Consider the following 23,728-nt stretch of genomic DNA (forward strand, 5'->3'; position numbering starts at 1 on the left):
CCGGCCCCACCCGCCCCGATCCATCCATCGGAGACACCCACCGGACGGAAACCACCATGACCACATCCCACGTCGCGGCCCCGCCGACGACGCCGCGCGCCATCCGCCCGCAGCGACACGGGGCGAGCCTCGAGCGCAAGCGGCAGCGCGTCGGCTGGCTCTTCGTCACGCCCTTCCTCGTCGTGTTCGCCGCCTTCCTCGTGTTCCCGCTCGTCTACGCGTTCGGGATGAGCCTGTTCACCTCGACGCTCGCGACCGGCACCAAGTTCACCGGTGCCGCGAACTACGTCAAGGCGTTCACCGACCCGCTCTTCCTCGAGGGCCTCGGGCGCGTCGCCGCATACGCCGTCGTCATGATCCCGGCGCAGCTCATCGTCGCGCTCGCCGCCGCGCTCGTGCTCGACACGCTCGCGACCCGCCTGTCGCAGCTCTCGCGACTGCTCATCTTCGCGCCGTACGCGATCCCCGTCGTCATCGGTGCGCTCATGTGGAGCTTCCTCTACAGCCCGCGTTTCGGTCCGGCCGCGACGATCTTCGACGCCGTCGGGCTCGCGACGCCCGACTTCCTGGCCGCCGGCACCATCTTCGGCAGCCTCGTCAACATCGTCACGTGGCAGTGGTCGGGTTACTACATGGTCGTGATCTACGCGGCGCTGCGCTCGATCGACCCTGCGGTCTACGAGGCGGCGCGCATCGACGGCGCGAACGGCTGGCAGACCGCGACGCGGATCAAGGTGCCCATGATCTCGTCGTCGATGGTCATGGTGATCACCTTCGCGCTCATCGGCACGCTGCAGTTCTTCACCGAGCCCGTCGTGCTCCGCAACGTCGCGCAGGGCGCGATCGACGCGGCCTACACGCCCAACATGTACGCGTTCTCGCTGGCCTTCTCGTACAGCCAGTTCAACTACGCCTCCACCATCGCGTTCGCGCTCGGCATCCTCGTGTTCGCCGGCTCGTACGTGTTCCTGTTCCTCACGCGCAAGCAGAGCGGACTGAAGTGATGACCACCACCACCACCACGACTCCCGCCGGCACCCGCGCCGAAGCGCTCACGACCGTCACCGGCCTGCCCGACCACATCGACCACAGTGCCGGCCGCCGTCGCCGCGGCCAGCGGCGCATCGGCTCGCACGTCTTCCTCATCATCCTTGCGATCTACTTCGTGATCCCGATCTGGTGGCTCTTCGTCGCCGCGACGAAGAGCACCTCGGGGCTGTTCTCGAGCCCGGCGTTCTGGTTCGACGACCCGGCGCAGCTCTTCGTCAACATCCAGGGCCTGTTCACCCACCAGGGCGGCATCTACTGGCGGTGGCTGGCCAACTCGTTCCTGTACGCCTTCGCGGGCGGCGCGGGTGCCACGGTGCTCGCCATCCTCGCCGGGTACGGGTTCGCGAAGTACCGGTTCCGCGGCCGTGGGGCGGTGTTCGGCGTCATCCTGGGCTCGATCATGGTGCCGCTGACGGCGCTCGTGGTGCCGACGTTCATGCTGCTCAGCCAGTACGGCCTGATCAACACGCCGTGGGCCGTCATCCTGCCGTCGCTGCTCAGCCCGTTCGGCGTCTACCTCATGCGCGTCTACACGCAGGACGCGGTGCCCGACGAGATGCTCGAGGCGGCCCGCATCGACGGCGCGGGGGAGTGGCGGACGTTCTTCCAGGTCGCGCTGCCGCTGCTGAAGCCCGCGATCGTGACGGTCCTGCTGCTCTCGGTGGTCGGCACGTGGAACAACTTCTTCCTCCCGCTCGCCGTGCTCACCGACCCGCAGCTGCTGCCGGTCACCGTCGGCCTCAACCGCTGGACGGCGCTCTCGAACGCGGGCGCCGGCGGCGAGCAGGTGTGGAACCTCATCACGTCGGGCGCGTTCATCTCGGTGCTGCCGCTCATCCTGTCCTTCCTGTTCCTGCAGCGGTACTGGCAGGGCGGGCTGGCGATCGGCAGCGTCAAGTAGCGCACCCATGAACCGAGTGGATGTCGCGCCCGCGACATCCGGCCACCATCACGACCCACGACCACGCGGCCGCACGGCCATCACGCACAGGAAGCACCACATGCCCAGCGCACGCCTCACCATCGATCCCCACTTCGCCATCGGACGCATCCAGCGGAACGTCTTCGGCGGCTTCGTCGAACACCTCGGCCGGCACGTCTACGACGGCATCTTCGAGCCCGGGCACCCGACCGCGGATGCCGACGGCTTCCGCCAGGACGTCATCGACCTCGTGAAGGAGCTCGGCGTCTCGACCATCCGCTACCCGGGCGGCAACTTCGTCTCGGGCTTCCGCTGGGAGGACTCCGTCGGCCCGCGCGACCGGCGTCCCCGCCGGCTCGACCTCGCCTGGCACTCGACCGAGACCAACGAGGTGGGGCTGCACGAGTTCGGCGACTGGCTCGAGAAGGTCGGCAGCGACCTCATGCTCGCCGTGAACCTCGGCACGCGCGGCACGCTCGAGGCGCTCGACCTGCTCGAGTACGCGAACATCGCCGGCGGTACGACGCTGTCGCAGCAGCGCATCGACAACGGGCGCACCGACGCGTTCGGCGTGAAGATGTGGTGCCTCGGCAACGAGATGGACGGCCCGTGGCAGCTCGGGCACCGCTCGGCCGACGATTACGGCAAGATCGCGTCGCAGACCGCGAAGGCCATGCGCCAGCTCGACCCGTCGGTCGAGCTCGTGGTGTGCGGCTCGTCGAGCGCGCACATGCCGACGTTCGGCGAGTGGGAGCGCGTGGTGCTCACGCACACGTACGAGGACGTCGACTACATCTCGTGCCACGCGTACTACGAGGAGCGCGACGGCGACCTGGGCTCGTTCCTCGCCTCGGCGGTCGACATGGACGGCTTCATCGAGACGGTCGTCGCGACGGCCGACCACGTGAAGGCCGTGCTGGGCAGCTCGAAGACCGTGAACATCTCGTTCGACGAGTGGAACGTCTGGTACATCGAGCGCTTCCACGGCGTCGACAAGATCGAGGGGATCGACAACTGGCCGGTCGCGCCGCGCCTGCTCGAGGACATCTACTCGGTCGCCGACGCGGTCGTGTTCGGCAACCTCATGATCTCGCTCATCAAGCACGCCGACCGTGTCACCAGCGCCTCGCTCGCGCAGCTCGTGAACGTGATCGCGCCGATCATGACCGAGCCCGGCGGGCCCGCATGGCGGCAGACCACGTTCTTCCCGTTCTCGATCACCTCGCGCCTTGCCCAGGGCGACGCGCTCGAGCTCAAGCTCGACGCGCCCACGTACTCGACGAAGGCGTACGGCGAGGTGCCGCTCGTCGACGCGGTCGCGACGCACGACGCGGAGACCGGGCGGACCGCGGTGTTCCTCGTGAACCGCAGCGTCTCGGAGCCCGTGACGCTCACGATCGACCTCGGCTCGCTCGGCGAGGTCTCGGTGCTCGAGACGCACACGATCGCCGACGACGACGTGTACGCGAAGAACACGCTCGCCGAGCCCGAGCGGGTCGCGCCGCGCGCGAACGAGTCGGCGGCGATCGACGGCGGCGAGCTCACCGTCACGCTCCCGCCGGTGTCCTGGACGGCGATCTCGCTCGGCTGAGCCGCCCCGGAGGGTCGAGGAGCGCCGGAGGCGCGTCCTCCGGTGAGGGTCGAGGGGCGCCGCAGGCGCGTCCCCGTGAGGGTCGAGGAGCGCCGGAGGCGCGTCCCCGTGAGGGTCGAGGAGCGCCGGAGGCGCGTCTCGAGACCCGGTCCCCGCGACGAACCCGGATGCCGCGACCCCCCGCACCCACGTGCGGGCCGCGGTCGCGGCATCCGTCGCCCTCGGAGGTGCGTTCCGAGACGCAGGCATCCCGCGCGCTGACCCCGAGCGCGCACACCGACGCGCGAATCACGAGAGGATCGACGACATGAGCGCAGCGGGCCGCAACTGGGCGGGCAACCTCGAGTACCAGGCGGAGCGCATCGTGCACCCCGCGTCGATCGACGAACTGCGCGACGCGCTCGCCGGCCCTGGTCCCGTGCGCGTGCTGGGCACGCGGCACACGTTCAACGACCTCGCCGACACCGACGGCACGCTCATCGCGACCGACCGGCTGCCGGTCGAGGTCGACGCGGGCAGCGGGCCCGGCGCGGTGCGGGTGAGCGGCGGCATCCGTTACGGCGACCTCGCCCCCCGCCTCCAGGAACGTGGGCTCGCGCTCGCGAACCTGGCGTCGCTGCCGCACATCTCGGTCGCAGGCGCGACTGCGACCGGCACGCACGGATCGGGCGACCGCATCGGCTCGCTCGCCTCGGCCGTGCGCGCGGTCGCGTTCCTCACGCCCGGCGGCGAGCACGTGTCGTTCGCACGCGGCGACGCCGACTTCGACGGCGCGGTCGTGCACCTCGGCGCGTTCGGCGTCGTCGTGGCGGTCGAGCTCGACGTCGAACCGACCTACGACGTGGCGCAGACCGTGTTCGAGGCGCCGCGATGGGACGCGATCCTCGCCGACCTCGACGCGACCACGTCGCTCGGCACGAGCGTCAGCATCTTCACGCGCTGGTCCGACACCGAGACGGCCGACCAACTCTGGGTCAAGCAGCGGCTGCCCTTCGAAGCGGATGTCGCGGAGCGCCGTCGCGCGATCGTGCAACGCCTCGGCGCGCGGCCGGCGTCGGTGCCGCGGCATCCGATTCTGGGGCTGCCCGCCGACGCCTGCACGGCGCAACTCGGTGAACCGGGCCCGTGGTACGAGCGGCTGCCGCACTTCCGCCTCGAGTTCACGCCGTCGGCCGGCGAGGAGCTGCAGTCGGAGTACCTCGTGCCGCCCAGCGACGCGGTCGCCGCGATCGAGGCGGTGCGCGCGCTCGCCGCGCGCATCGCGCCGCTGCTGCAGGTGTGCGAGGTGCGCACGGTCGCCGCCGACACGCTCTGGCTGAGCCCCGCGTACCGCACCGACGTCGTCGGCCTGCACTTCACCTGGGTGCGCGACCAGCCGGCCGTCGAGGCGCTGCTGCCTTCGCTGGAGGCGGCGCTGCCGGCGACGGCCCGCCCGCACTGGGGCAAGCTCTTCACGCTGCCCGGCGACGAGGTGCGCGGCCGCTACCCGCGCTTCGACGACTTCGCCGCGCTGCGCGCCCGCCTCGACCCCGCAGGCCGCCTCCGCAACGCGTACCTCGCCCGCCTCGGCCTCTGACGCGTGGCGATCCGTCTCCGCGCTCGCCCGCTCCACCCGGGGCGAATCGAGAAGTCGCGTTCGGCGGGTCGTACCGTGCATCTGCGACGTTTCGATGGGACACCGTTCGCGCGCGGCAGCGGCGTCGCGTTGCCCCGGGTCGGCCCGTGGATCGAGACGTCGCGTTCGGCGGGTCGTTCCGTGCATCTGCGACTTCTCGGCACCAGGGCCGTGGCCGTGGCCAGGGCCGTGGCCAGGGCCGCGGCCGCGCCAGTGCGCCCGGCGCCCCGGACGGCCGTTCGACCCTGACGTGCCGCGCGCGCTGCGCCAGACTGGTGGCGACGACGAAGCCCGGGAGGCGCGATGACCGAGACCCCGCCACGCATCGAGGCGATCGAGCTGCACCGGCTCGAGGTACCGCTCGTTCGGCCGTTCGAGACGTCGTTCGGCCGCGAGACGGCGCGCGAGGTGCTCCTCGTACGCGTGCGCACCGATCAGGGCGACGGATGGGGCGAGTGCGTCGCCGGTCGCGACCCCTTCTACTCCGGCGAGTACGTCGCCGGCGCGGCATCCGTCATCGAGCGCTACCTCGCTCCGGCGTTGCTGCGGGCTCCGGCGCACCACGTCGTGGACGACGACGGCCACGTGTCGGGCGTGCTCATCGAGGATCCCGCGCACGCCGCCGGCATCTTCGTCGACGACCGCGAGCAGCACATGGCGGATCGGCGGGCGCAGGTCGCAGGGGGCGGTGCGGCGGCGTCGATCGCGAGCGTTCCGCTCGCGGCATGCGTCGCCCCGACCCTGGCCTTCGTCGCCGGGCACCGCATGGCCAAGGGTGCGCTCGAGGCCGCGGTGCTCGACGCCGAACTGCGCGCGCAGGGGCGTTCGATGGGGGAGTGCTTCGGCGCCGCGCGCGAATGGGTCGACTGCGGCGTCTCGGTCGGCATCGCGCCGACGCTCGAGGAGCTGCTCGACGAGGTCACGGGCTACGTCGAGGAGGGTTACCGCCGCATCAAGCTGAAGATCAAGCCCGGCTGGGACCTCGTGCCCGTCGGCGCGGTGCGCGAGCTGCTCGGCCGCGACGCGATGCTGCAGGTCGACGCGAACACCGCCTACACGGCCGACGACATCCCGCTGCTCGCGGGCCTCGACCCGTTCGAGCTGCTGCTCATCGAGCAGCCGTTCGCCGAGGAGGACCTCGCGACGCACGTGCGGCTCGCCGAGGCGGCGTCGACGCCGATCTGCCTCGACGAGTCGATCCTCGACGTGACCACCGCGGTCGACGCGATCGAGCGCGGCGCGACGAGCATCGTGAACATCAAGCCGGGTCGGATGGGCGGCTACCTCGAGGCGCTGCGCGTGCACGATGCGTGCCGCGACCGCGAGGTGCCGGTCTGGTGCGGCGGCATGCTCGAGACGGGCGTCGGGCGCGCGGCGAACGTCGCGCTCGCGGCACTGCCGGGGTTCGTGCTGCCGGGCGACACATCGGCGTCGGCGCGCTACTTCGCCGAGGACCTCACCGAGCCGTTCGTGCTGGGCACCGGCGAGCACCGCGGGCAGTTGCGGGTTCCGGATGGCGCGGGCACGGGCGTGCACGTGCGCGAGGAGCTCGTGCGCGACTGGGCGAGCAGCCCACCGGTCACGATCAGCGCGGGCTGACGCGCCCTCGTGCGGGAGGCCCCTCACCGCCCGCCGGCGACTCGGTCGTGCGCGGATTCGCGGCGAGCACGGGGAGCAGCAGGCCCGCGACGAGCGACCCGAGCGTGCCGAGAACCATGTCCGTGACAGTGTCCTGGTAGGTGAGGACGGTCGCGGGGTCGAGGAACGTCGTGGTGAACCACTCGAACATCTCCCAGGCCGCCGAGAGGGCGGCGCCGATCGTCGTCGTGAGAACCGCATACGAGAGCAGCGGGCGCGGCTGGGTCGCGACATCCGCCACGAGCCGGAGGCGCACGAGGAGGATGTAGCAGGTCGCCGCGGCGATCCCGGTCATCGCGAAGTGCATGACGTCGTCCCACCACAGCACCACGCTGTAGAAGTCGGTCACGCTGCTCCACGTCGACACGAGCGCGATGACGCCGTAGGAGATATCGAGGGCCGGGCGGACGCCGAGCGCGCGGGGCAGCAGCATGGCGACGCTCACGACGGCGAAGCTGGACACGCCCTTCATGCCCCAGCCGAGCCCGGCGAGGGCGATGCTTGCAACGCCGAGCAGGCGCAGGCCGTCGGCGACCAGTTCGGCCGTCCCTCGCGGGCGCCGACGCAGGTTGGCCAGGAGTTCGCGCATCAGGCGACCGGCTGCGCCGGCGGCTCCTCGGAGGTCGCGACCGCCGCGGGCATCGCCGCGCGGTGCGGCCGCGCCATGAGCACGGTGAGCGAGAGCCCCGCCAGCAGCGAGCCGAGGCCGCCGAGCACGAGGTCGCCGATGGAGTCGGTGTAGCCGACGTAGATCTCGTCGTCGATGAAGGTCTTGCCGAACCACTCCCACATCTCCCAGACGGCGCCGAACGCCAGCCCCACGGACGTGGTCACGATCGTGCGCGAGAGCGTGGGGCGCGGGAGCGTCTCGGCATCCGCGACGATGCGGAGCCGATCGAACAGCACGTAGGCGATCGCCGCGGCGAGCCCGTTCATGAGGAAGTGCATGGGCAGGTCCCACCACTTCACGGTCACGTACAGGTCGGTCACGCTGCTCCACACCGACACGAGGGCGATGACCCCGAAGATGATGTCGAACGCGGGTCGCACGTCGAGCGCCCGCGGGATCAGCATCCCGCCGCTGACGAGCGCGAGGCTCACCGCTCCCACCGGGCCCCAGCCGATGCCGGCCACGACGATGCACACGAGCGCGATGACGCGCAGGCCGTCGGCGACGAGCTCGGCGGGCCCGTTCGGGCGCCGGCGCAGGTTCGCGAGCATCTCGTGCATCATCCATGTCCTTCCGTCGACGCCTGGCCGCCGCCGGCCCGCCGGTGCCGCAGCACCGCCTGGACCGGTTCGTGGTCGGATGGCGCGTTCCCGTCGAATCTCATGGCGTTGATGCCGGCCTGCAGCACCTCGACCCCGTCGTCGACGAGGATGTGGTCGATGCGCCGCCCGCCGACCCTGCGCCGACGATATCCCGAATAGGTGCCCCACTGGGGCGTGATCCGCTCGTCGGCCTCATCCCAGACGTCGCGGAGGCCGTCGTTCATAAGGTTCCGGTGCACCGCGGACTGCTCGTCGGCGTTGAGGTCGCCGGTGACGACGACGGCTGCGGCGGGGTCGGCGGTCCGGGCCGCCTGCGCGAGTCGCGCGATCATCCGCGCCGAGTGCAGCCGCGAGCGCCACGAGATGTGGTCGAGGTGGGTGTTGAACGCCATGAGGCGGGCGCCGGTCTCGAGGTCGGTGAACTCGGCCGTGACGAGGATGCGCCGGGTCACGTTGCCCCACGAGCGGGAGCCGTGCAGGTCGGGGGTCGCCGAGAGCGCCAGCTGGCGCCACGCGGTGAGCTCGAGCCGCGTCGCGTCGTAGTAGATCGGGCAGCGCTCGCCGCGGCCGGATGGATCGCGTCCGGTGCCGACCCATCGATACCGGTCGCCGAGCCCGTCGGCGATGCTCTGGACCTGGTCGGCGAGCGCCTCCTGCACCCCGAGGAGGGTCGGCTGCTCGATGGTGAGCAGCCGGCGAACCAATGGCCGCCGGTGCCCCCAGTCGTCGGGGCTGCCCGTGCGGTAGCGGGGCACGCGGCGGCGGATGTTGAACGTCATCACGTGTAGGTCGGGGGCTCCGACCGGACCGATGAGCGCGGCATCCGTCATACCGCCAGCGTACGCGCGGCCGCGCCCCGGTCGAGGGACCGTCGGCCCGTCGTCGCCGCGCCGCCGCGCGCGCTCAGGGCGCCAGCGGCTGCCGCGCCTCGGGGTAGCCGAGCGCGTTCGGCTCGGTCGTGGCGGGGGTGCGCGCGAGCAGGTCGGTGGGGCACCATCCGGTGATCGCGCCGATGGCGAGGAAGGTGGCGCAGATCCCCGCAGGGATGGCGCACCAGAGGTTGTCGAGGTTGTTCAGCGCGAATGCGGCGAGGAAGACGGCGATCACCGCGCGGATGCCGCGCTCGCCGCGGCTCACGGCGCAGGAGCGCGCGCTGAGCGACCGGGCGAGCCGGCTCACGCCTGCGGCGCCGCAGCCGCCTGCTGCTCCGCGATCTGGCGTCGCACGTCGTCCATGTCGAGCGCCTTCGCGCCCTCGATGACCTGCTCGAGCTGGGCGCCGTTCAGCGCGCCGGGCTGTGCGAAGACGATGATGCCCTGGCGGAAGACGACGAGCGTCGGGATCGAGGTGATGCGGAATCCCGCGGCGAGCGCCTGCTCGGCCTCGGTGTCGACCTTGCCGAAGACGACATCGGTGTGCTGCTCCGACGCGCGCTCGAAGATGGGGCCGAACATGCGGCACGGGCCGCACCACTCGGCCCAGAAGTCGAGGAGCACGATGTCGTTGTCCTTGACGGTGCTCTCGATCGTGTCGTGGGTGATGTTCACGGAAGCCATGCCTCGATTCTACCAGACAATACCCCTGGGGTATTATCGACCGCATGCAGACCCTGTTCCGACGCCCCCGCGCCATCCGCACCGCCCTCGTCGCCGCCACCGGCGCCGCCGCGCTCGCCCTCACCGGCTGCGCCGCCGCCGAGCCCATCGAGCTCTCCTCCGACACGGTCGTCGTCGACGTCCGCACGCCCGCCGAGTACGCCGCCGGCCACCTCGACGGCGCCGTCAACCTCGATCTCACCTCGGGGCAGCTCGCCGCCGAGATCCCCGCGCTCGACGACGACGCCGAGTACGTCGTCTACTGCAAGTCGGGCAACCGCTCGGCGCAGGCGACCGCGCTCATGGACGGCGCAGGCCTCGACGTCACCGACGCCGGCTCGATGCAGCAGGCCGCGGATGCCACGGGGCTGCTGATCGTCAACTGATGCCGTCGAGCCCCGCCGCGAGCTCGCCGATGCGCGCGACGACCTCCGCCCGTTCCTCGTCGCCGTCGAGCAGGAACCACGTCGACGACAGGGCGCACCACGCGACCAGCCAGTCGCGCAGCTGGCGCGGCGCGAAGCCCGTCGCATCGACCACGACCTCGAACTGACGGGCCAGTCGCCCGGGGACGAGCGCGCGCTCGTGCGGGTTGCACAGCACGTTGCACACGTCGAACTCGGCGTCGCCGATCAGCCCCTTGGGGTCGATCGCGAGCCAGCCGCGCTCGCCGAAGTCGAGCACGTTGGCGTGGTGCAGGTCGCCGTGCAGGATCACCGGGTCGTGCGACTCGTCGAGCAGCCGCCGGGCGACCGACGCACCCGCGCGATGCAGCGGCCCGAGCCGGTCGGCGTTCGCGAAGAGCTGGCGGAACCACGTCTCGAGGTCGATGAGCTCGGGCGGCGCGGGCAGGCCCAGCACGCGCTCCGTCTCAGCGTGCAGGCGCCGGCCGACCGAGCAGAGGATGCGGGTCGCCTCGTCGTCGGCGCGCCCGCCCTGGCGAACCATCTCGACCAGGTCTCGCGGGCCGGTCGCGCGCTCGATCAGCACGGCTCCGCCGTCGCGGCGCAGCACGCGCGCCGCGCCGTGCCCGTCGAGCGCGGCGAGCAGGTCGACGGCGCGTTCCTCCTCGTGGACGTGCGCGAGCTTGAGCATCGCAGGGGCGTCGTCCTCGGTGCGGACCGGGATGAGCGTGCTCGTCGCGGTCGTGAAGACGTCGCCCTCGAGGTGGAGCCGCCACCGCCGCAGCCAGGCCAGGTCGGCGGCGTGTCCGGGGTCGACGGGTCCGAGATCGCTCATCCGCTCCAGTATTCCGGTCGACCTCGCACGCCGTGGATAGGATCGGCCCCATGTCGGATGACGCGGTGAAGCGGGCACAGGAGGCGGCCGCGGCCGCCGCGGCGGCGGCCGAGGCGCTGCAGCAGCAGGCGCAGGAGGCGATCCGAAAGGCCGAGGAGGCGGCGGCGCTCGCGAAGGCCGCGGCCGAGGCCGCCGTGCAGGTCGAGGAGCCCCCGGCGGAGCCGGACGCGTCTGTGCGGGGTGAGGAGCGCCCGGCGGAGCCGGATGCGCCTGTGCGGGTTGAGGAGCGCCCGGCGGAGCCGGATGCGCCTGTGCGGGTTGAGGAGCGCCCGGCGGAGCCGGACGCGTCTCGAAACCCGGCCCCGCAACCCGGTTCTGCGACACCCGCACACGGCCCGCTCGGCGCCGACGACGTCGAGCGCATCCGGGCCGGCTACGCGTTCGAGGGCGCCGCGCTCGAGATGGGCGCGCTCGTCAACGGCGAGGCGATGCCCGAGGTGCCCGTGCGCATCCCGCTCGCCATGACCAACCGCCACGGCCTCGTCGCGGGCGCGACCGGAACGGGCAAGACGCGCACGCTGCAGGTGCTCGCCGAGCAGCTCGCCGCGAACGGCGTCGCGGTCTTCGCTGCCGACATCAAGGGCGACCTCTCGGGCGTCGCGACGCCGGGCGCGTCGAGCGAGAAGCTCCTGGCGCGCACCGAGGGGATCGGGCAGGCGTGGAGCGCCGCGAGCTTCCCGACCGAGTTCTTCTCGCTCGGCGGCGTCGGCCGCGGCGTGCCGATCCGCGCCACGATCTCGGGCTTCGGCCCGCTCCTGCTCAGCAAGGTGCTCGGCCTCAACGAGACGCAGGAGTCGAGCCTCGGGCTCGTCTTCCACTACGCGAACAGGAACGGGCTCGCGCTGCTCGACCTCGACGACCTGCGCGCGGTGCTCGCGTACCTCGTGAGCGACGAGGGCAAGGGCGAGCTCGAGGGGCTCGGCGGCCTGTCGAAGGCCACCGTGGGCGTCATCCTGCGCGAGCTCATCACCTTCGCCGACCAGGGCGCCGACGTGTTCTTCGGCGAACCCGAGATCGACACGGCCGAGTTCCTCCGCACCGCCGCCGACGGGCGCGGGGTCATCAGCCTGCTCGAGGTGCCGGGCGTCGCCGACAAGCCCGCGCTGTACTCGACGTTCCTCATGTGGCTGCTCGCCGACCTGTACGGCGGCCTGCCCGAGGTCGGCGACCTCGACAAGCCCAAGCTCGTCTTCTTCTTCGATGAGGCGCACCTGCTCTTCAACGGCGCCTCCGAGGACTTCCTCGCGCAGGTCGTGCAGACCGTGCGCCTCATCCGCTCGAAGGGCGTCGGCGTGTTCTTCGTGACGCAGACGCCGAAGGACCTGCCGGGCGACGTGCTCGCCCAGCTCGGCTCGCGCGTGCAGCACCAGCTGCGCGCGTTCACGCCCGACGACGCGAAGGCGCTGCGCGCGACGGTCTCGACCTACCCGAACTCGGGCTACGATCTCGAGGAGACGCTCACCGTGCTCGGCACGGGCGAGGCGATCGTGACCGTCATGAACGAGAAGGGCGCGCCGAGCCCCGTCGCGTGGACGCGGCTGCGCGCACCCCAGGCGTCGATGTCGCCGAGCGCCGACGCCGCGATCGACGCCGCCGTCGCGGCATCCCCCCTGATGGCGAAGTACGGCACCGCGATCGACCGCGAGTCGGCGCACGAGCTGCTGACGAAGCGGATGGCGGATGCCGCAGCCGCGGCCGACGCCGAGGAGGCCGCGAAGGCGCGGGCCGAGGCCGAGGCCGAGTACGAGAAGATGCAGGCCAAGATCCGCGCCGACCAGGAGAAGGCAGAGAAGAAGGCGCAGGCTGAGTACGACCGCATGATGAAGCGGACCTCCGGCACCTCGCGGTCGCGGTCGCGCACGCCCGAGCGTTCGGCGCTCGAGCAGGTGCTCGGCTCGAAGCAGACCCAGAAGGTCATCGGCCAGGTGCTCACCGGCCTCTTCGGCATGGCGAAGCGGCGATGACGGAGGCCGCGGGGCCGGCGTCCGACGACGGGGCGCGGGCGCCCGTCATCCGCCCCTACCGCGCGGCCGACCGCGACGCGATCGCGCGCATCTGCCTGCTGACGGCCGCCGGAGGCGGCGACGCGACGGGGCTCTACAGCGACGATGCGCTCATGCCCGAGGTGTACGCACTGCCGTACGTCGAGTACGCGCCCGAGCTCGCGTTCGTGGTGGACGCCGGGGGCGGCGGCATCGGCGGCTACGTGCTCGGCGTCGCCGATACGGCCGCCTTCATCGACTGGTACGCACGCGAGTGGGCGCCGGGCTTCCGCGCGCGACATCCGATGCCGGGCCCGCCCACGGCGTACGAGCCCGCGTACACCGAGGCGCAGCTCATCGCCGACGGCGGCGACCCCGAGCGGATGCGGATCGCCGAGCTCGACGCGTACCCCGCGCACCTGCACATCGACCTGCTGCCCGAGCATCAGGGCAAGGGGCTCGGCCGCCGCCTCATCGACGCGCTGCGAGCGGCGCTCGCCGAACGCGGCGTGCCGGCCGTGCACCTCGGGTTCGATCCGGCGAACACCGGTGCGCGCGCGTTCTACGAGCGGCTCGGGTTCCACGAGCTGCCCTCGAGCCGGCCCGACGCTCCGCTGCTCGGCATCGCGACGCGCTGAGCGCGGGTCGCGACATCCGCCCGCCCTTCGGCGAGGCGCTCGTCGGCGAAGGTGCCGTCAGCGACGGTGCAGCCCGCGACCCTCGAACCAGTACAGGAGCCTCGGGTCGGTCGACCGCAGCTCCGCCAGGGTGACCGGCTCGGGGCGCACCACCTCGTCGACGCCGAGGATGTCGGAGACGAGGTCCATCGACGCGTCGTCCCAGAACGTGCCGCGCATGCGGAACACGCAGCGGCCGTCGTGGTCGATGACGAACAGCTGCCGCGCCGTCTCGAGCGTGTCGCCGCGGTAGGTGTCGAGGCGGAGCACGCCGGCGATGTCGCGGCGCGCGACGCTGTGCATGCGGCCGAGGAAGCCCCGCTCGACGATGCCGTGCGGGCTCACCGTGGCCTCCGTGCGCTGGTAGCGCACCCACGCGACGAGCGCGAGCATGCCGAGCGCGGTCGCGATCAGGACCGACGCGGCCACGGCCGCGGGCCCGAGCGGGCGCATCACCCACGCGAGCGTGACGAGCAGCGGGAGTGCGAGCGCGAGCAGCGGCAGGCCGATGGTCCTCGCGAGAGTGCGGCGGGGCCTCAGCGTGTGCACCCTGAGGCCCCTGCCGCCTGTCGACGCAGCAACGGTGCGGGAGCCCCCTGCGTCCCCACTCCCGAACTTCACCGCTGCTGCCGCTGACATCGGAATCCATGATTCGCCGATGCCGTCGGCACCGCCATTCGGCATTAAGGGGGACTTGCGCCGGCGGCGCGGATGCGCGTGCGGACAGCGGGTTCCGCTTCACGCGCCGGTGCCTCGCCATCGAGTGGGCGATCCTGGCGGTCGCGCTCCGCGCGAGCCCGCCAGGATCGCCCACTCGATGAGCGCGCGCGTGCGCGCTCACGGGCGGATCAGCCGACGATGGGCAGCACCGCCTCGCAGAAGTCGTCGGACCGTCCGGTCGAGCCCTTGACCAGGCCGAGGAACGTGATGAACGTGTCATCCGACGGATCGGCGACGTCCTCGCCGTAGTCGATGAGCACCTCGTAGCGGACCTGGCCCGGGTTGCGCGCGATCGCCTTGCCCGACTCGTCGTACACCGTGGTGTTGCCCGTGGCGAGGACCAGGATCGTCATCGTCCCGTCGTCGTTGACCGTGATCTTGAGGTCCTTGTCGATTCCGCGGCCATGCTCGGTGACGACGCCGTTCTCGCCCGTGTAGACCACGTCGACCGCGTAGTTGGCCTTCCAGTACGGTGCCGTTCCGGGCTTGCGGGAGTTGAAGAGAACGTGGACTTCGCGCGTGATCGCGATGTCCACTGCCACGCCGGCATCGCAGAAGTTGTCGTCCGTGAAGGACTCCTCTTCGGTGAACGTGACGTTCTCGAGCGGGCGGGCGGTCGCGGGCGAGGCGGCGAGCACCGATGCGGCGAGCGCGACGGCGGCTCCGGCGGCGATGGCGCTGCGGCGGCGGGCTGATGCGGACATGCTTCCCCCTTCTCGCGCGGCGAGGCGAGAGGGGCGCTCCGCTGCGCTGCGGGCCGGGCTGCGCGAATCCTTGCGGATCCAGGCGCCGGCGGCCACGCCCGTTCGGGGGTGTTTTCCGCTGGTGGTGGATCAGTCCTCGAGCGCGGAGACGAACGTCAGCGTTGCGTCGCTGATCTGCGAGCGGGCGTCGTCGTCGCTGATGGTCGGAGTGCCATCACCCGCTTGCGGACCGTAGGAACCGAACTGGGCGTGCGAGGCGCCGTCGACCTGCACGAATCGAGCGTCGTCGGGGAGGTCGGCGCGCGAGGCGTCGATCTTCGCCGGAGTGGCAAGGCCGTCCTCCGAGCCGGAGATCGAGAGCACCGGTGCCTGCAGCGACGTGCTGAGGTCGTCCGCGGGATAGGACGCGTAGAGGAGGAGGCCGATCGACGGTGACGTGGCATCCTCGTCGGCGCTGTCGGCGTCGAGGGCTGCGACCGTGCCGCCGAGCGAATGCCCGCCGACGACCCATCCGGCGACGTCGGTGAATTCCGACCGCGCGTCGTCGAAGGCACCGACCGCGAGGAAGGCGATCCCCAACGGCTGCTTCGGGATGACGACGGTATGCCCCGCCTCGGCCAGCGGACGGAGCACGGCGGCGTACGCGCGCGGGTCGACGAGCGCGCCGGGCTGGAAGAAGACGCCGGTGTCATCCGCGCCGGATGTCGGTGCGAACACGATCTCGGTGGCGGTCTCGGTGACCGTGACGGCCGCGTCGGATCGCATCGCCGCGAGTGCGGGCTCGACGGCGGAATACGGACGCAGCCAGGCGGTGAGTGCGAGCCAACCCGCGCCGGCCACGATGGCGAGGATCCGCAACGCGAGCCGCCACGGCCCGGGGCGCATGCCGCCCCGGAGGCCGATGACTCCGGTGAAGACCGAGGCGACGAGCGTCACCGTGAGCCACACCGCGTAGAGGGGATGCCCGTGCACGATCGCTCCCCAGCTCGTGAGGCAGACCCACGCGACGACGAGCACGCCCGCCGCCCCGAGCGCGAGGGTCGCCCAGTCGAGCGCGCCGCGACGAGCGCGGGTGTCGGCGGTGTCCATGGTCCTCCAGTGATGCGAATGAGCGCCGCACCCTTCGGGCGCGGCGCTCATTCGCATTCCGCGGAGGATGGGGGATTCGAACCCCGGTGGAGGCTCTGCGCGTCACCCGGTGTTTCTTGGCGGAGGATGGGGGATTCGAACCCCCGAGGGCTTTCACCCAACACGCTTTCCAAGCGTGCGCCATAGGCCACTAGGCGAATCCTCCTGGGACCCCTCGCGCACCCGCCAGAGCCCGGTTACCCTTGCTGCGTTTCCGCCCTGGGGGAGTTGGCCTGGATGGCGCCACGCGAGGAGCCGTCCGTCAGTCTACCCGAGCGCGCGACCCTCGCGAACCGCGCGCCGTCCGCGACATCCGCTCGCTCGCGGCGCCCGCCGCACTCGCCCGGGATTCCCAGCGAGGCGTCCGACCCGGCCAATAGGCTGGCGGACGTGGCGCACAGCATCTACATCTGCTCCGCGGAAGGCAACACCGGCAAGTCCACCGTCGCCCTCGGCACGGTCGACACGCTGAGTCGGCGCGCGACCCGCGTCGGGGTGTTCCGACCGATCGCTCGTTCGACCGAGGAGCGCGACTACGTCCTCGAGCTGCTGCTCGCGCACGACGGCGTCATCGACCTCGGCTACGACGACGCGATCGGGGTGACGTACGAAGACGTGCACGCCGATCCCGAGGCGGCGCTCGCGACGATCGTTCGGCGGTTCAAGGCGGTCGAGTCGCGGTGCGACGTGGTGGTGGTCATCGGGTCCGACTACACCGATGTCGGCAGCCCCACCGAGCTGGCGTTCAACGCGCGCATCGCGGCGAACCTGGGGGCGCCCGTGCTGCTCGCCGTCGGCGGCCGCGTGCCGCACGGCCGCGGAGCGAGCGAGCGCCTCGGCTACACCGACGCGCGCACGCCCGACGAGCTCGCGCAGCTGACCGAGCTCGCGATCGAGGAGCTCGAGCGCGAGCACGCGACCGTCCTCGGCATCGTGGCGAACCGCGCCGATCCCGACCGGCTCGACCAGGTCATCGAGGCCGTGCGATCTGCGGCCCCCGCGCCATCCGTCGCCGTCTGGGCCATTCCGGAGGACCCCTACCTCGTCGCACCGTCGATGCGGGGCGTGATGCACGCGGTCGGCGGCACGCTGTACGCCGGCGATCCCGAGCTGCTCGAGCGCGAGGCCCTCGGCGTGGTCATCGCGGCGATGTCGATGGAGAACGTGCTGGCGCGGCTCATCGAGGGCTCGGTCGTGATCGTGCCGGGCGACCGCAGCGAGGTGCTGCTCGGGGTGCTGACGGCGAACGCGTCGGCGACCTTCCCGTCGATCTCGGGCATCGTGCTGAACGGCGGCTTCCCGGTGTCCGAGACGGTCGAGCGGCTGATCGAGGGCCTCAAGGCGAGCCTGCCGATCATCCGCACCGAGCTCACCACGTACGACACGGCGCTCGCGATCACGTCGACCCGCGGGCGGCTCGCGGCCGAGTCGCAGCGCAAGCGCGACACGGCGCTGGCCCTGTTCGAGACGCACGTCGACGGTGCGGCGCTGCTCGACCGCCTCGACGTGGCGACGACCGACGTCGTCACGCCGCTGATGTTCGAGTACGGCCTGCTCGCGCGGGCTCGGCAGGCGCGCAAGCACATCGTGCTGCCCGAGGGGTACGACGACCGCATCCTGCGCGCGGCGGCGACGCTGCTCGCGCGCGACGTCGCCGACCTCACCATCCTCGGCGAGGAGATCGAGATCCGCTCACGCGCGATCGGCCTGGGCCTCGACATCTCGAAGGCGACGGTGCTCTCCAACCACGACCACGTGCTCGTGTACCGGTTCGCCGACGAGTACCAGCGTCGCCGCGCGCACAAGGGCGTCACGCTCGAGCAGGCCCGCGACACGGTTCAGGATGTCTCGTACTTCGGCACCATGATGGTCGAGCTCGGGCTGGCCGACGGCATGGTCTCGGGCGCGATCCACACGACGGCGCACACCATCCGGCCGGCGTTCGAGCTCATCAAGACCAAGCCGGGCGTCGACGTGGTCTCGAGCGTGTTCCTCATGGCGCTCGCCGACCGCGTGCTCGTGTATGGCGACTGCGCGATCGTGCCCGACCCGACGGCCGAGCAGCTGGCCGACATCGCGATCTCGTCGGCGGCGACGGCCGCGCAGTTCGGCATCGAGCCGCGCGTGGCGATGCTGTCGTACTCGACGGGCGAGTCGGGCACGGGCGCCGACGTCGACAAGGTGCGCCGGGCGACCGAGCTCGTGCGCGAGCGCGCACCCGAGCTGCCGGTCGAGGGGCCGATCCAGTACGACGCCGCGGCCGATGCGGCGGTCGCGCGCACGAAGATGCCCGAGTCCGATGTCGCGGGGCGGGCGACCGTCTTCGTGTTCCCCGATCTCAACACGGGCAACAACACGTACAAGGCGGTGCAGCGCTCGGCCGGCGCGGTCGCGATCGGACCGGTGCTGCAGGGGCTGAACAAGCCGGTCAACGACCTCTCGCGCGGCGCGCTCGTGCAGGACATCGTGAACACGGTGGCGATCACGGCGATCCAGGCGGCGGCCGGCGACGGCATGGAGCACGGCGCGGGCCCGCTCGAGCAGCTCCAGGCCCGGACGGCCGCGTCGTGACCGCCGTCCTCGTCGTCAACTCCGGCTCGTCGTCGCTCAAGTACCAGCTCGTCGACGTCGAGGCGGGCGCGGCGCTCGCGACCGGCTTGGTCGAGCGCATCGGCCAGCCCGAGGGGCGGGCGACGCACACCGATGCCGCGGGCGCGGAGTTCCGCGACGAGCTCGCGATCCCCGACCACGACGCGGCCTTCGCGTGGATGCTGCGGGCCTTCGCCGAGCACGGCCCGTCGCTCGAGTCGCACGCGCCGGTCGCCGTCGGCCACCGCGTCGTGCAAGGCGGTGCCCGCTTCTTCGAGCCGACGGTCATCACCGAGCTCGTGAAGATCAACATCGACGAGCTGTCGGTGCTCGCGCCCCTGCACAACCCGGCGAACCTCGCGGGCATCGTCGCGGCCGAGCGCGCGTTCCCCGAGGTTCCGCACGTGGCCGTGTTCGACACCGCGTTCCACCAGACGATGCCGCCCGCGGCGTACACCTACGCGATCGACCGGGATGTCGCGGAGCGGAACCGCGTTCGCCGATACGGGTTCCACGGCACATCCCACCGGTTCGTCTCGCGCGCCGCGGCGGCCTTCCTCGGCCGACCGGTCGAGGAGCTGAAGCTCATCGTGCTGCACCTCGGCAACGGCGCGTCGGCGTGCGCGGTCGACGGCGGCCGCTCGGTCGAGACGAGCATGGGGATGACGCCGCTCGAGGGGCTCGTGATGGGCACGCGTTCGGGCGATCTCGACCCGGCGGTGCTGCTGCACCTGCAGCGGAGGGCGCGGCTCGACGTCGACGGCGTCGACGACCTGCTCAACAAGCGCAGCGGCATCCTGGGCCTCGGCGGCCACGGTGACATGCGCGACCTCGTCGCGGCGGCCGAGTCGGGCGACGCGCGCGCCGAGCTCGCGCTCGAGGTGTACTGCCACCGCATCCGGTCGTACGTGGGTGCGTACGCCGCCCAGCTCGGGCGGGTCGACGCGATCGTGTTCACCGCCGGCGTGGGCGAGAACGCGGCCGAGGTGCGCCGGCGGTCGCTCGCCGGACTCGAGGGGTTCGGCGTCGAGGTCGACGCGGCCCGCAACGGCGAGCGCTCGCGCGAGGCGCGCAGTATCTCGACCGACGGCTCGCGGGTCGAGGTGCTCGTCGTGCCGACCAACGAGGAACTCGAGATCGCGCGGCAGACCGTGGAGACCGTGGCGCGCTGACGCGCCATCCGCTCGGCGCTCAGCGCACCGGTCTCAGCGCACGAGCCGCGCGCAGTCGATGCAGAGGGTCGCGGTGGGGCGTGCCTCGAGTCGGGCGACCGAGATCTTCTGGCCGCAGCGCTCGCAGACGCCGTAGGTGCCGGCGTCGATGCGGGCGAGCGCCCGGTCGACGTCGGTGAGCTCGTGCTCGACGTCGTGCAGCACGGCGGTGCGCTGCGACCATTCCTGGCTCATGGTCGGGCCGTCGGGGTCGTGCTCGTCGTCGACGGAACCGTCGTTGCGCGCGTCGCGCACGGCCGAGATGCCCTCGGCCTGCGAGACGAGTCGCTCCTCGGCTTCGCGCTTCTCGGCGAGCAGCAGCTCGCGGAACCGTTCGAGCTGCGCGGCGCTCGTGATGCCCGTCACCTGACCACCTCCGTCGTCGGGCACCGGGCGAGCGGATGGCGCGTGCCGCACCGGTGCGGTTCAGGAATCCTACGCCCACTCACCGACACCGCCGCCGGACGCGCCCGGGCACGGCGGTTCGGGCCCGCACGGGACCGCCCGCGACCGGCCGCGGTGTCGGATGCCGCGACTACCATTGACGCGTGGTCACCGCCCTCTACCGCCGATACCGGCCCGAGACCTTCGCCGAGATGATCGGCCAGTCGCAGGTCACCGAGCCGCTCATGACGGCGCTGCGAACCGACCGCGTGAACCACGCCTATCTCTTCAGCGGCCCGCGCGGGTGCGGCAAGACCACGTCGGCGCGCATCCTCGCGCGCTGCCTGAACTGCGCCGAGGGGCCGACCGACACGCCCTGCGGGGTGTGCCCGAGCTGCGTCGAGCTGTCGCGCGCGGGCGGCGGCTCGCTCGACGTCGTCGAGATCGACGCGGCCAGCCACAACGGCGTCGACGACGCGCGCGACCTGCGCGAGCGCGCCGTGTTCGCCCCGGCGCGCGACCGCTACAAGATCTTCATCCTCGACGAGGCGCACATGGTGACGCCGCAGGGCTTCAACGCCCTGCTCAAGCTCGTCGAAGAGCCGCCCGAGCACGTGAAGTTCATCTTCGCGACCACCGAGCCCGACAAGGTGCTCGGCACCATCCGCTCGCGCACGCATCACTACCCGTTCCGGCTCGTTCCGCCCGCGCCGATGCTCGACTACGTGCAGCAGCTGTGCGACGACGAGGGCGTGCAGGTCGAGCCCGGCGTGCTCTCGCTCGTGGTTCGCGCGGGCGGCGGCTCGCCGCGAGACACGCTGTCGCTGCTCGACCAGCTCATCGCGGGCTCCGAGGGCTCGACCGTGGGGTACGAGCGCGCGGTCGCATTGCTCGGCTACACGCACGGCGCACTGCTCGACGAGGTCGTCGACGCGATCGGCGCCGCCGACGCGGCCGGTGCGTTCGCGGCGGCCGACCGCGTGATGCAGACCGGCCAAGACCCGCGGCGCTTCGTCGAAGACCTGCTCGAGCGCCTGCGCGACCTCATCGTCGTCGCGGCGACCTCGCCCGAGGCGGCCGCCGCGGTGCTGCGCGGCGTCCCGGCCGACGAGCTCACGCGCATGGCCACGCAGGCGTCGGCGTTCGGCGCGGCCGAGCTCTCGCGGGTCGCCGACCTCGTGAACCAGACGCTCACCGAGATGACCGGCGCGACCTCGCCTCGCCTGCACCTCGAGCTGATGCTCGCCCGCGTGCTCGTGCCCGCGAGCGACGCGACCGAGCGTGGCGCGCTCGCCCGGGTCGAGCGGCTCGAGCGCCGGGTCGGGGTGACGGATGCCGCGGCGCCGGCCGACGCGGCTGCTGCGACGTCGTCGGCAGCGCCGGAGCGCGCTGCGGCGTCGTCGGTCGCGCCGGTGCCGTCTGCTGCACGGGTGCCGGCCGCTGCTGCATCGCCTGCTGCGTCGCCGCCGGCCGCGGCTGCGCCGAGCGAGGCATCGGCGTCCGTGAGGGGTTCGCGTGCCGCAGGCACCGGTCCCGCTGCTTCCGATTCCGCTTCCGCGGCCCCCGCACCCGCGCCGGCGCGCACCGACGCCGAGCAGGCTGCGGAGCCGAGCCCGCGCACGAAGCCGGTCGGTCCCGTGACGCTCGAGCTCATGCGCGACGCCTGGCCCGAGATCCTCGCCGTGCTCGAGCGCACGAAGCGCACCGCCTGGATGGCGGCGCTCACCGCTCGCGTCATCGACTACCGCACCGACGATGCCGTACTCGTGCTCGGCTTCCCCAGCCAGAACGACGTGCAAGACCTCCGCGGCGGCACCGGAACCCAGAGCCCGGCCGAGCTCCTCCGCCGCACGATCGCCGAGGTCCTCGGCGTGCAGGTCAAGTTCGTCCCGCGCGTGGTCGCCCCGCACGATGAGCCGGGCGCGTCGTCGACGGCGCCGTCCTCGCCGGCGCCGACGGATGACGGTGGTGCCGCGCCCAGACTTGCATCTGCATCTGCGGCTGCGGCTGCGGCTGCACCGGCACCTGCGCCGTCCGGTCCCGGTGCCGAGCCGCTGACGCCCGCTTCGGGCACGCAGCCGTCTGCGACCCGCGCCGCTGCAGACGTGCCGTCGGCATCCGCCCAGGCCGCAACAGGCGCTGCCCCCGCCGCGTCGCGTGCGCCCCGATCCGGTGGGACGACGAACGCCGCTTCGCGGACGGGAGGGTCGCCCGCGACATCCGCTTCGCCGTCGGCTGCGCCGGCCGGGCCGGTCGATTCGTGGGTCACGGTGGCGATCCCGGCGTCCGACCCCACCGCCGAGCCCGATGCCTCGATGAACGTCGCTGCGACGGCAGCACCGCGCACCGCGACCGCGGTCGCGGATCGTCCCGCCGCGCGCGACGCCTCGCGACGATCACCCGCTCCCGCCGGGCCGTCTGCCGTGGTCGACGAGGTTCCGCCGCCCGACGACGCCGACGCACCGCCGCCCGACGACGAGCCCGACTTCGATCCGGGGTCCGAGCCCGAGATCGATGCGGCAGCCGTCGCCGCCGAACCTGTCGGCCCGACTGCGCCGTCGCGCCCTGCCCGCTCGTCCTCGCCCGCACGCGCGTCCGGCCCCGCGACATCCGGCCCGCCGCAGATCCAGCGGTACGGCGAGGCCGTCGTCCGCGACCTGCTCGGCGCGACGTTCCTCGAAGAGGTCGAGGCGCCGCCCGCTCGATTCGGCGAGCGGGGGTAGCGCGTGTACGAGGGCATCGTCCAGGAGCTGATCGACGAGCTCGGCCGCCTTCCCGGCATCGGACCGAAGTCGGCGCAGCGCATCGCGTTCCACATCGTGCAGACCGAGCAGTTCGACGTGTCGCGGCTCGCCGAGATCCTGCTCGAGGTGCGCGACAAGGTGAAGTTCTGCGAGATCTGCGGCAACGTCGCCGAGCAGTCGACCTGCTCGATCTGCCGCGACCCGCGCCGCGACGCGTCGCTCATCTGCGTCGTCGAAGAGGCGAAGGACGTCGTCGCCATCGAGCGCACGCGCGAGTTCCGCGGCCTCTACCACGTGCTCGGCGGAGCGATCAGCCCGATCGACGGCATCGGCCCAGACGAGCTCCGCATCCGCCAGCTCATGCAGCGCCTCGCCGACGGAACCGTCCGCGAGGTCATCATCGCCACCGACCCCAACCTCGAGGGCGAGGCCACGGCGACCTACCTCAGCCGCCTCCTGACGACCCTCGAGATCCGCGTCACCCGTCTCGCCTCGGGGCTCCCGGTCGGCGGCGACCTCGAGTACGCCGACGAGGTCACCCTCGGTCGTGCCTTCGAGGGCCGCCGCGTCGTCGGTTGACGCGTGCGGGCTGCGGACACCGAGTGGG

22 protein-coding genes, 1 tRNA gene and 1 other RNA gene are annotated in these 23,728 nt (G+C 72.2%); 12 read left to right on the forward strand and 12 right to left on the reverse strand.

Annotated features, from left to right (window positions below):
• Positions 1-56 precede the first annotated feature (56 nt).
• The 5 genes from AC3RKB_RS11010 (at position 57) to menC (ending at position 6,777) form a co-directional block, all read left to right on the forward strand.
• The gene (locus tag AC3RKB_RS11010) at positions 57-1,004 is read left to right on the forward strand and encodes a carbohydrate ABC transporter permease (protein WP_491436188.1); all 948 of its coding nucleotides are present in this window, start codon (positions 57-59) and stop codon (positions 1,002-1,004) included.
• Positions 1,004-1,951 (forward strand): carbohydrate ABC transporter permease, encoded by a 948-nt coding sequence (locus tag AC3RKB_RS11015; protein ID WP_491436189.1) that lies wholly within the window; start codon positions 1,004-1,006, stop codon positions 1,949-1,951. Before AC3RKB_RS11010 ends, AC3RKB_RS11015 begins: the two co-directional genes overlap by 1 nt.
• A 100-nt stretch (positions 1,952-2,051) precedes the next feature.
• The gene (gene arfA / locus AC3RKB_RS11020) at positions 2,052-3,563 is read left to right on the forward strand and encodes an arabinosylfuranosidase ArfA (RefSeq protein ID WP_491436190.1); all 1,512 of its coding nucleotides are present in this window, start codon (positions 2,052-2,054) and stop codon (positions 3,561-3,563) included.
• Between the two features lie 307 nt (positions 3,564-3,870).
• On the forward strand, positions 3,871-5,139 hold the full coding sequence (locus AC3RKB_RS11025) for a D-arabinono-1,4-lactone oxidase (RefSeq protein WP_491436191.1): 1,269 nt from the start codon (positions 3,871-3,873) through the stop codon (positions 5,137-5,139).
• A 342-nt stretch (positions 5,140-5,481) separates the two neighbouring features.
• Positions 5,482-6,777, forward strand: coding sequence for an o-succinylbenzoate synthase (menC, locus tag AC3RKB_RS11030; RefSeq protein WP_491436192.1), 1,296 nt, complete (start codon positions 5,482-5,484; stop codon positions 6,775-6,777).
• On the opposite strand, the gene AC3RKB_RS11035 is transcribed toward menC, so the two are convergent.
• The 5 genes from AC3RKB_RS11035 to trxA form a co-directional block, all read right to left on the reverse strand.
• Positions 6,764-7,405: a DUF2238 domain-containing protein gene (locus tag AC3RKB_RS11035; protein ID WP_491436193.1), complete on the reverse strand. Its 642-nt coding sequence runs from the start codon at positions 7,403-7,405 to the stop codon at positions 6,764-6,766. The two genes, menC and AC3RKB_RS11035, sit on opposite strands and share 14 nt — an antisense overlap.
• Complete coding sequence (locus AC3RKB_RS11040) at positions 7,405-8,046, reverse strand: DUF2238 domain-containing protein (protein WP_491436194.1); 642 nt, start codon at positions 8,044-8,046, stop codon at positions 7,405-7,407. The genes AC3RKB_RS11035 and AC3RKB_RS11040 overlap by 1 nt, the downstream gene beginning before the upstream one ends.
• Positions 8,046-8,918, reverse strand: a complete 873-nt coding sequence (locus AC3RKB_RS11045) for an endonuclease/exonuclease/phosphatase family protein (protein WP_491436195.1) — start codon at positions 8,916-8,918, stop codon at positions 8,046-8,048. The genes AC3RKB_RS11040 and AC3RKB_RS11045 overlap by 1 nt, the downstream gene beginning before the upstream one ends.
• 73 nt (positions 8,919-8,991) lie before the next feature.
• Positions 8,992-9,267, reverse strand: coding sequence for a YgaP family membrane protein (locus AC3RKB_RS11050; RefSeq protein ID WP_491436196.1), 276 nt, complete (start codon positions 9,265-9,267; stop codon positions 8,992-8,994).
• Complete coding sequence (gene trxA, locus AC3RKB_RS11055; RefSeq protein ID WP_491436197.1) at positions 9,264-9,644, reverse strand: thioredoxin; 381 nt, start codon at positions 9,642-9,644, stop codon at positions 9,264-9,266. Before trxA ends, AC3RKB_RS11050 begins: the two co-directional genes overlap by 4 nt.
• Positions 9,645-9,688: 44 nt before the next feature.
• Here trxA and AC3RKB_RS11060 point away from each other — a divergent pair, with 44 nt between their 5' ends.
• Entirely contained in the window at positions 9,689-10,069 is a 381-nt protein-coding gene (locus AC3RKB_RS11060; RefSeq protein WP_491436198.1) for a rhodanese-like domain-containing protein, read from the forward strand.
• Here the strand turns inward: AC3RKB_RS11060 and AC3RKB_RS11065 are convergent.
• Positions 10,062-10,922, reverse strand: coding sequence for an aminoglycoside phosphotransferase family protein (locus AC3RKB_RS11065; protein ID WP_491436199.1), 861 nt, complete (start codon positions 10,920-10,922; stop codon positions 10,062-10,064). The genes AC3RKB_RS11060 and AC3RKB_RS11065 overlap by 8 nt on opposite strands.
• A gap of 50 nt (positions 10,923-10,972) precedes the next feature.
• Between AC3RKB_RS11065 and AC3RKB_RS11070 the strand changes: the two genes are divergently transcribed.
• On the forward strand, positions 10,973-12,946 hold the full coding sequence (locus AC3RKB_RS11070; protein WP_491436200.1) for a helicase HerA-like domain-containing protein: 1,974 nt from the start codon (positions 10,973-10,975) through the stop codon (positions 12,944-12,946).
• The gene (locus AC3RKB_RS11075) at positions 12,943-13,602 is read left to right on the forward strand and encodes a GNAT family N-acetyltransferase (RefSeq protein WP_491436201.1); all 660 of its coding nucleotides are present in this window, start codon (positions 12,943-12,945) and stop codon (positions 13,600-13,602) included. The genes AC3RKB_RS11070 and AC3RKB_RS11075 overlap by 4 nt, the downstream gene beginning before the upstream one ends.
• A gap of 57 nt (positions 13,603-13,659) precedes the next feature.
• On the opposite strand, the gene AC3RKB_RS11080 is transcribed toward AC3RKB_RS11075, so the two are convergent.
• The 5 genes from AC3RKB_RS11080 to ffs form a co-directional block, all read right to left on the reverse strand.
• Positions 13,660-14,190 (reverse strand): hypothetical protein, encoded by a 531-nt coding sequence (locus tag AC3RKB_RS11080; protein ID WP_491436202.1) that lies wholly within the window; start codon positions 14,188-14,190, stop codon positions 13,660-13,662.
• A gap of 299 nt (positions 14,191-14,489) precedes the next feature.
• Positions 14,490-15,065: a hypothetical protein gene (locus tag AC3RKB_RS11085; protein WP_491436203.1), complete on the reverse strand. Its 576-nt coding sequence runs from the start codon at positions 15,063-15,065 to the stop codon at positions 14,490-14,492.
• 129 nt (positions 15,066-15,194) lie between these two features.
• Positions 15,195-16,154, reverse strand: a complete 960-nt coding sequence (locus AC3RKB_RS11090; protein ID WP_491436204.1) for an alpha/beta hydrolase — start codon at positions 16,152-16,154, stop codon at positions 15,195-15,197.
• Positions 16,155-16,271: 117 nt separating this feature from the next.
• Positions 16,272-16,359: transfer RNA gene (locus AC3RKB_RS11095), tRNA-Ser, on the reverse strand.
• An RNA gene (gene ffs, locus AC3RKB_RS11100) (signal recognition particle sRNA small type) lies at positions 16,357-16,453 on the reverse strand. The genes AC3RKB_RS11095 and ffs overlap by 3 nt, the downstream gene beginning before the upstream one ends.
• Before the next feature lie 130 nt (positions 16,454-16,583).
• Here ffs and pta point away from each other — a divergent pair.
• Together pta and AC3RKB_RS11110 are read left to right on the forward strand one after the other, a co-directional pair.
• A complete protein-coding gene (pta, locus tag AC3RKB_RS11105) occupies positions 16,584-18,764 on the forward strand; it encodes a phosphate acetyltransferase (RefSeq protein WP_491436205.1) in 2,181 nt (726 codons plus the stop codon).
• Positions 18,761-19,954, forward strand: coding sequence for an acetate/propionate family kinase (locus AC3RKB_RS11110; protein WP_491436206.1), 1,194 nt, complete (start codon positions 18,761-18,763; stop codon positions 19,952-19,954). Before pta ends, AC3RKB_RS11110 begins: the two co-directional genes overlap by 4 nt.
• Positions 19,955-19,987: 33 nt before the next feature.
• Here AC3RKB_RS11110 and AC3RKB_RS11115 read toward each other — a convergent pair whose 3' ends face one another.
• Entirely contained in the window at positions 19,988-20,383 is a 396-nt protein-coding gene (locus tag AC3RKB_RS11115; RefSeq protein ID WP_491436207.1) for a TraR/DksA family transcriptional regulator, read from the reverse strand.
• 158 nt (positions 20,384-20,541) lie between these two features.
• Between AC3RKB_RS11115 and AC3RKB_RS11120 the strand changes: the two genes are divergently transcribed.
• Entirely contained in the window at positions 20,542-23,100 is a 2,559-nt protein-coding gene (locus AC3RKB_RS11120; protein WP_491436208.1) for a DNA polymerase III subunit gamma and tau, read from the forward strand.
• A gap of 3 nt (positions 23,101-23,103) precedes the next feature.
• Positions 23,104-23,700, forward strand: coding sequence for a recombination mediator RecR (gene recR / locus AC3RKB_RS11125; protein WP_465544563.1), 597 nt, complete (start codon positions 23,104-23,106; stop codon positions 23,698-23,700).
• Positions 23,701-23,728: the final 28 nt, after the last annotated feature.

Source organism: Agromyces capsici, from assembly GCF_058349965.1.

What these genes read in the sequence shown, in the direction of transcription:
- AC3RKB_RS11010 (WP_491436188.1), top strand. Translation starts at nt 57, where the DNA reads ATGACCACATCCCACGTCGCGGCCCCGCCGACGACGCCGCGCGCCATC.
- AC3RKB_RS11015 (WP_491436189.1), top strand. Translation starts at nt 1,004, where the DNA reads ATGACCACCACCACCACCACGACTCCCGCCGGCACCCGCGCCGAAGCG.
- arfA (WP_491436190.1), top strand. Translation starts at nt 2,052, where the DNA reads ATGCCCAGCGCACGCCTCACCATCGATCCCCACTTCGCCATCGGACGC.
- AC3RKB_RS11025 (WP_491436191.1), top strand. Translation starts at nt 3,871, where the DNA reads ATGAGCGCAGCGGGCCGCAACTGGGCGGGCAACCTCGAGTACCAGGCG.
- menC (WP_491436192.1), top strand. Translation starts at nt 5,482, where the DNA reads ATGACCGAGACCCCGCCACGCATCGAGGCGATCGAGCTGCACCGGCTC.
- AC3RKB_RS11035 (WP_491436193.1), bottom strand. Translation starts at nt 7,405, where the DNA reads ATGCGCGAACTCCTGGCCAACCTGCGTCGGCGCCCGCGAGGGACGGCC.
- AC3RKB_RS11040 (WP_491436194.1), bottom strand. Translation starts at nt 8,046, where the DNA reads ATGCACGAGATGCTCGCGAACCTGCGCCGGCGCCCGAACGGGCCCGCC.
- AC3RKB_RS11045 (WP_491436195.1), bottom strand. Translation starts at nt 8,918, where the DNA reads ATGACGGATGCCGCGCTCATCGGTCCGGTCGGAGCCCCCGACCTACAC.
- trxA (WP_491436197.1), bottom strand. Translation starts at nt 9,644, where the DNA reads ATGGCTTCCGTGAACATCACCCACGACACGATCGAGAGCACCGTCAAG.
- AC3RKB_RS11060 (WP_491436198.1), top strand. Translation starts at nt 9,689, where the DNA reads ATGCAGACCCTGTTCCGACGCCCCCGCGCCATCCGCACCGCCCTCGTC.
- AC3RKB_RS11065 (WP_491436199.1), bottom strand. Translation starts at nt 10,922, where the DNA reads ATGAGCGATCTCGGACCCGTCGACCCCGGACACGCCGCCGACCTGGCC.
- AC3RKB_RS11070 (WP_491436200.1), top strand. Translation starts at nt 10,973, where the DNA reads ATGTCGGATGACGCGGTGAAGCGGGCACAGGAGGCGGCCGCGGCCGCC.
- AC3RKB_RS11075 (WP_491436201.1), top strand. Translation starts at nt 12,943, where the DNA reads ATGACGGAGGCCGCGGGGCCGGCGTCCGACGACGGGGCGCGGGCGCCC.
- AC3RKB_RS11085 (WP_491436203.1), bottom strand. Translation starts at nt 15,065, where the DNA reads ATGTCCGCATCAGCCCGCCGCCGCAGCGCCATCGCCGCCGGAGCCGCC.
- AC3RKB_RS11090 (WP_491436204.1), bottom strand. Translation starts at nt 16,154, where the DNA reads ATGGACACCGCCGACACCCGCGCTCGTCGCGGCGCGCTCGACTGGGCG.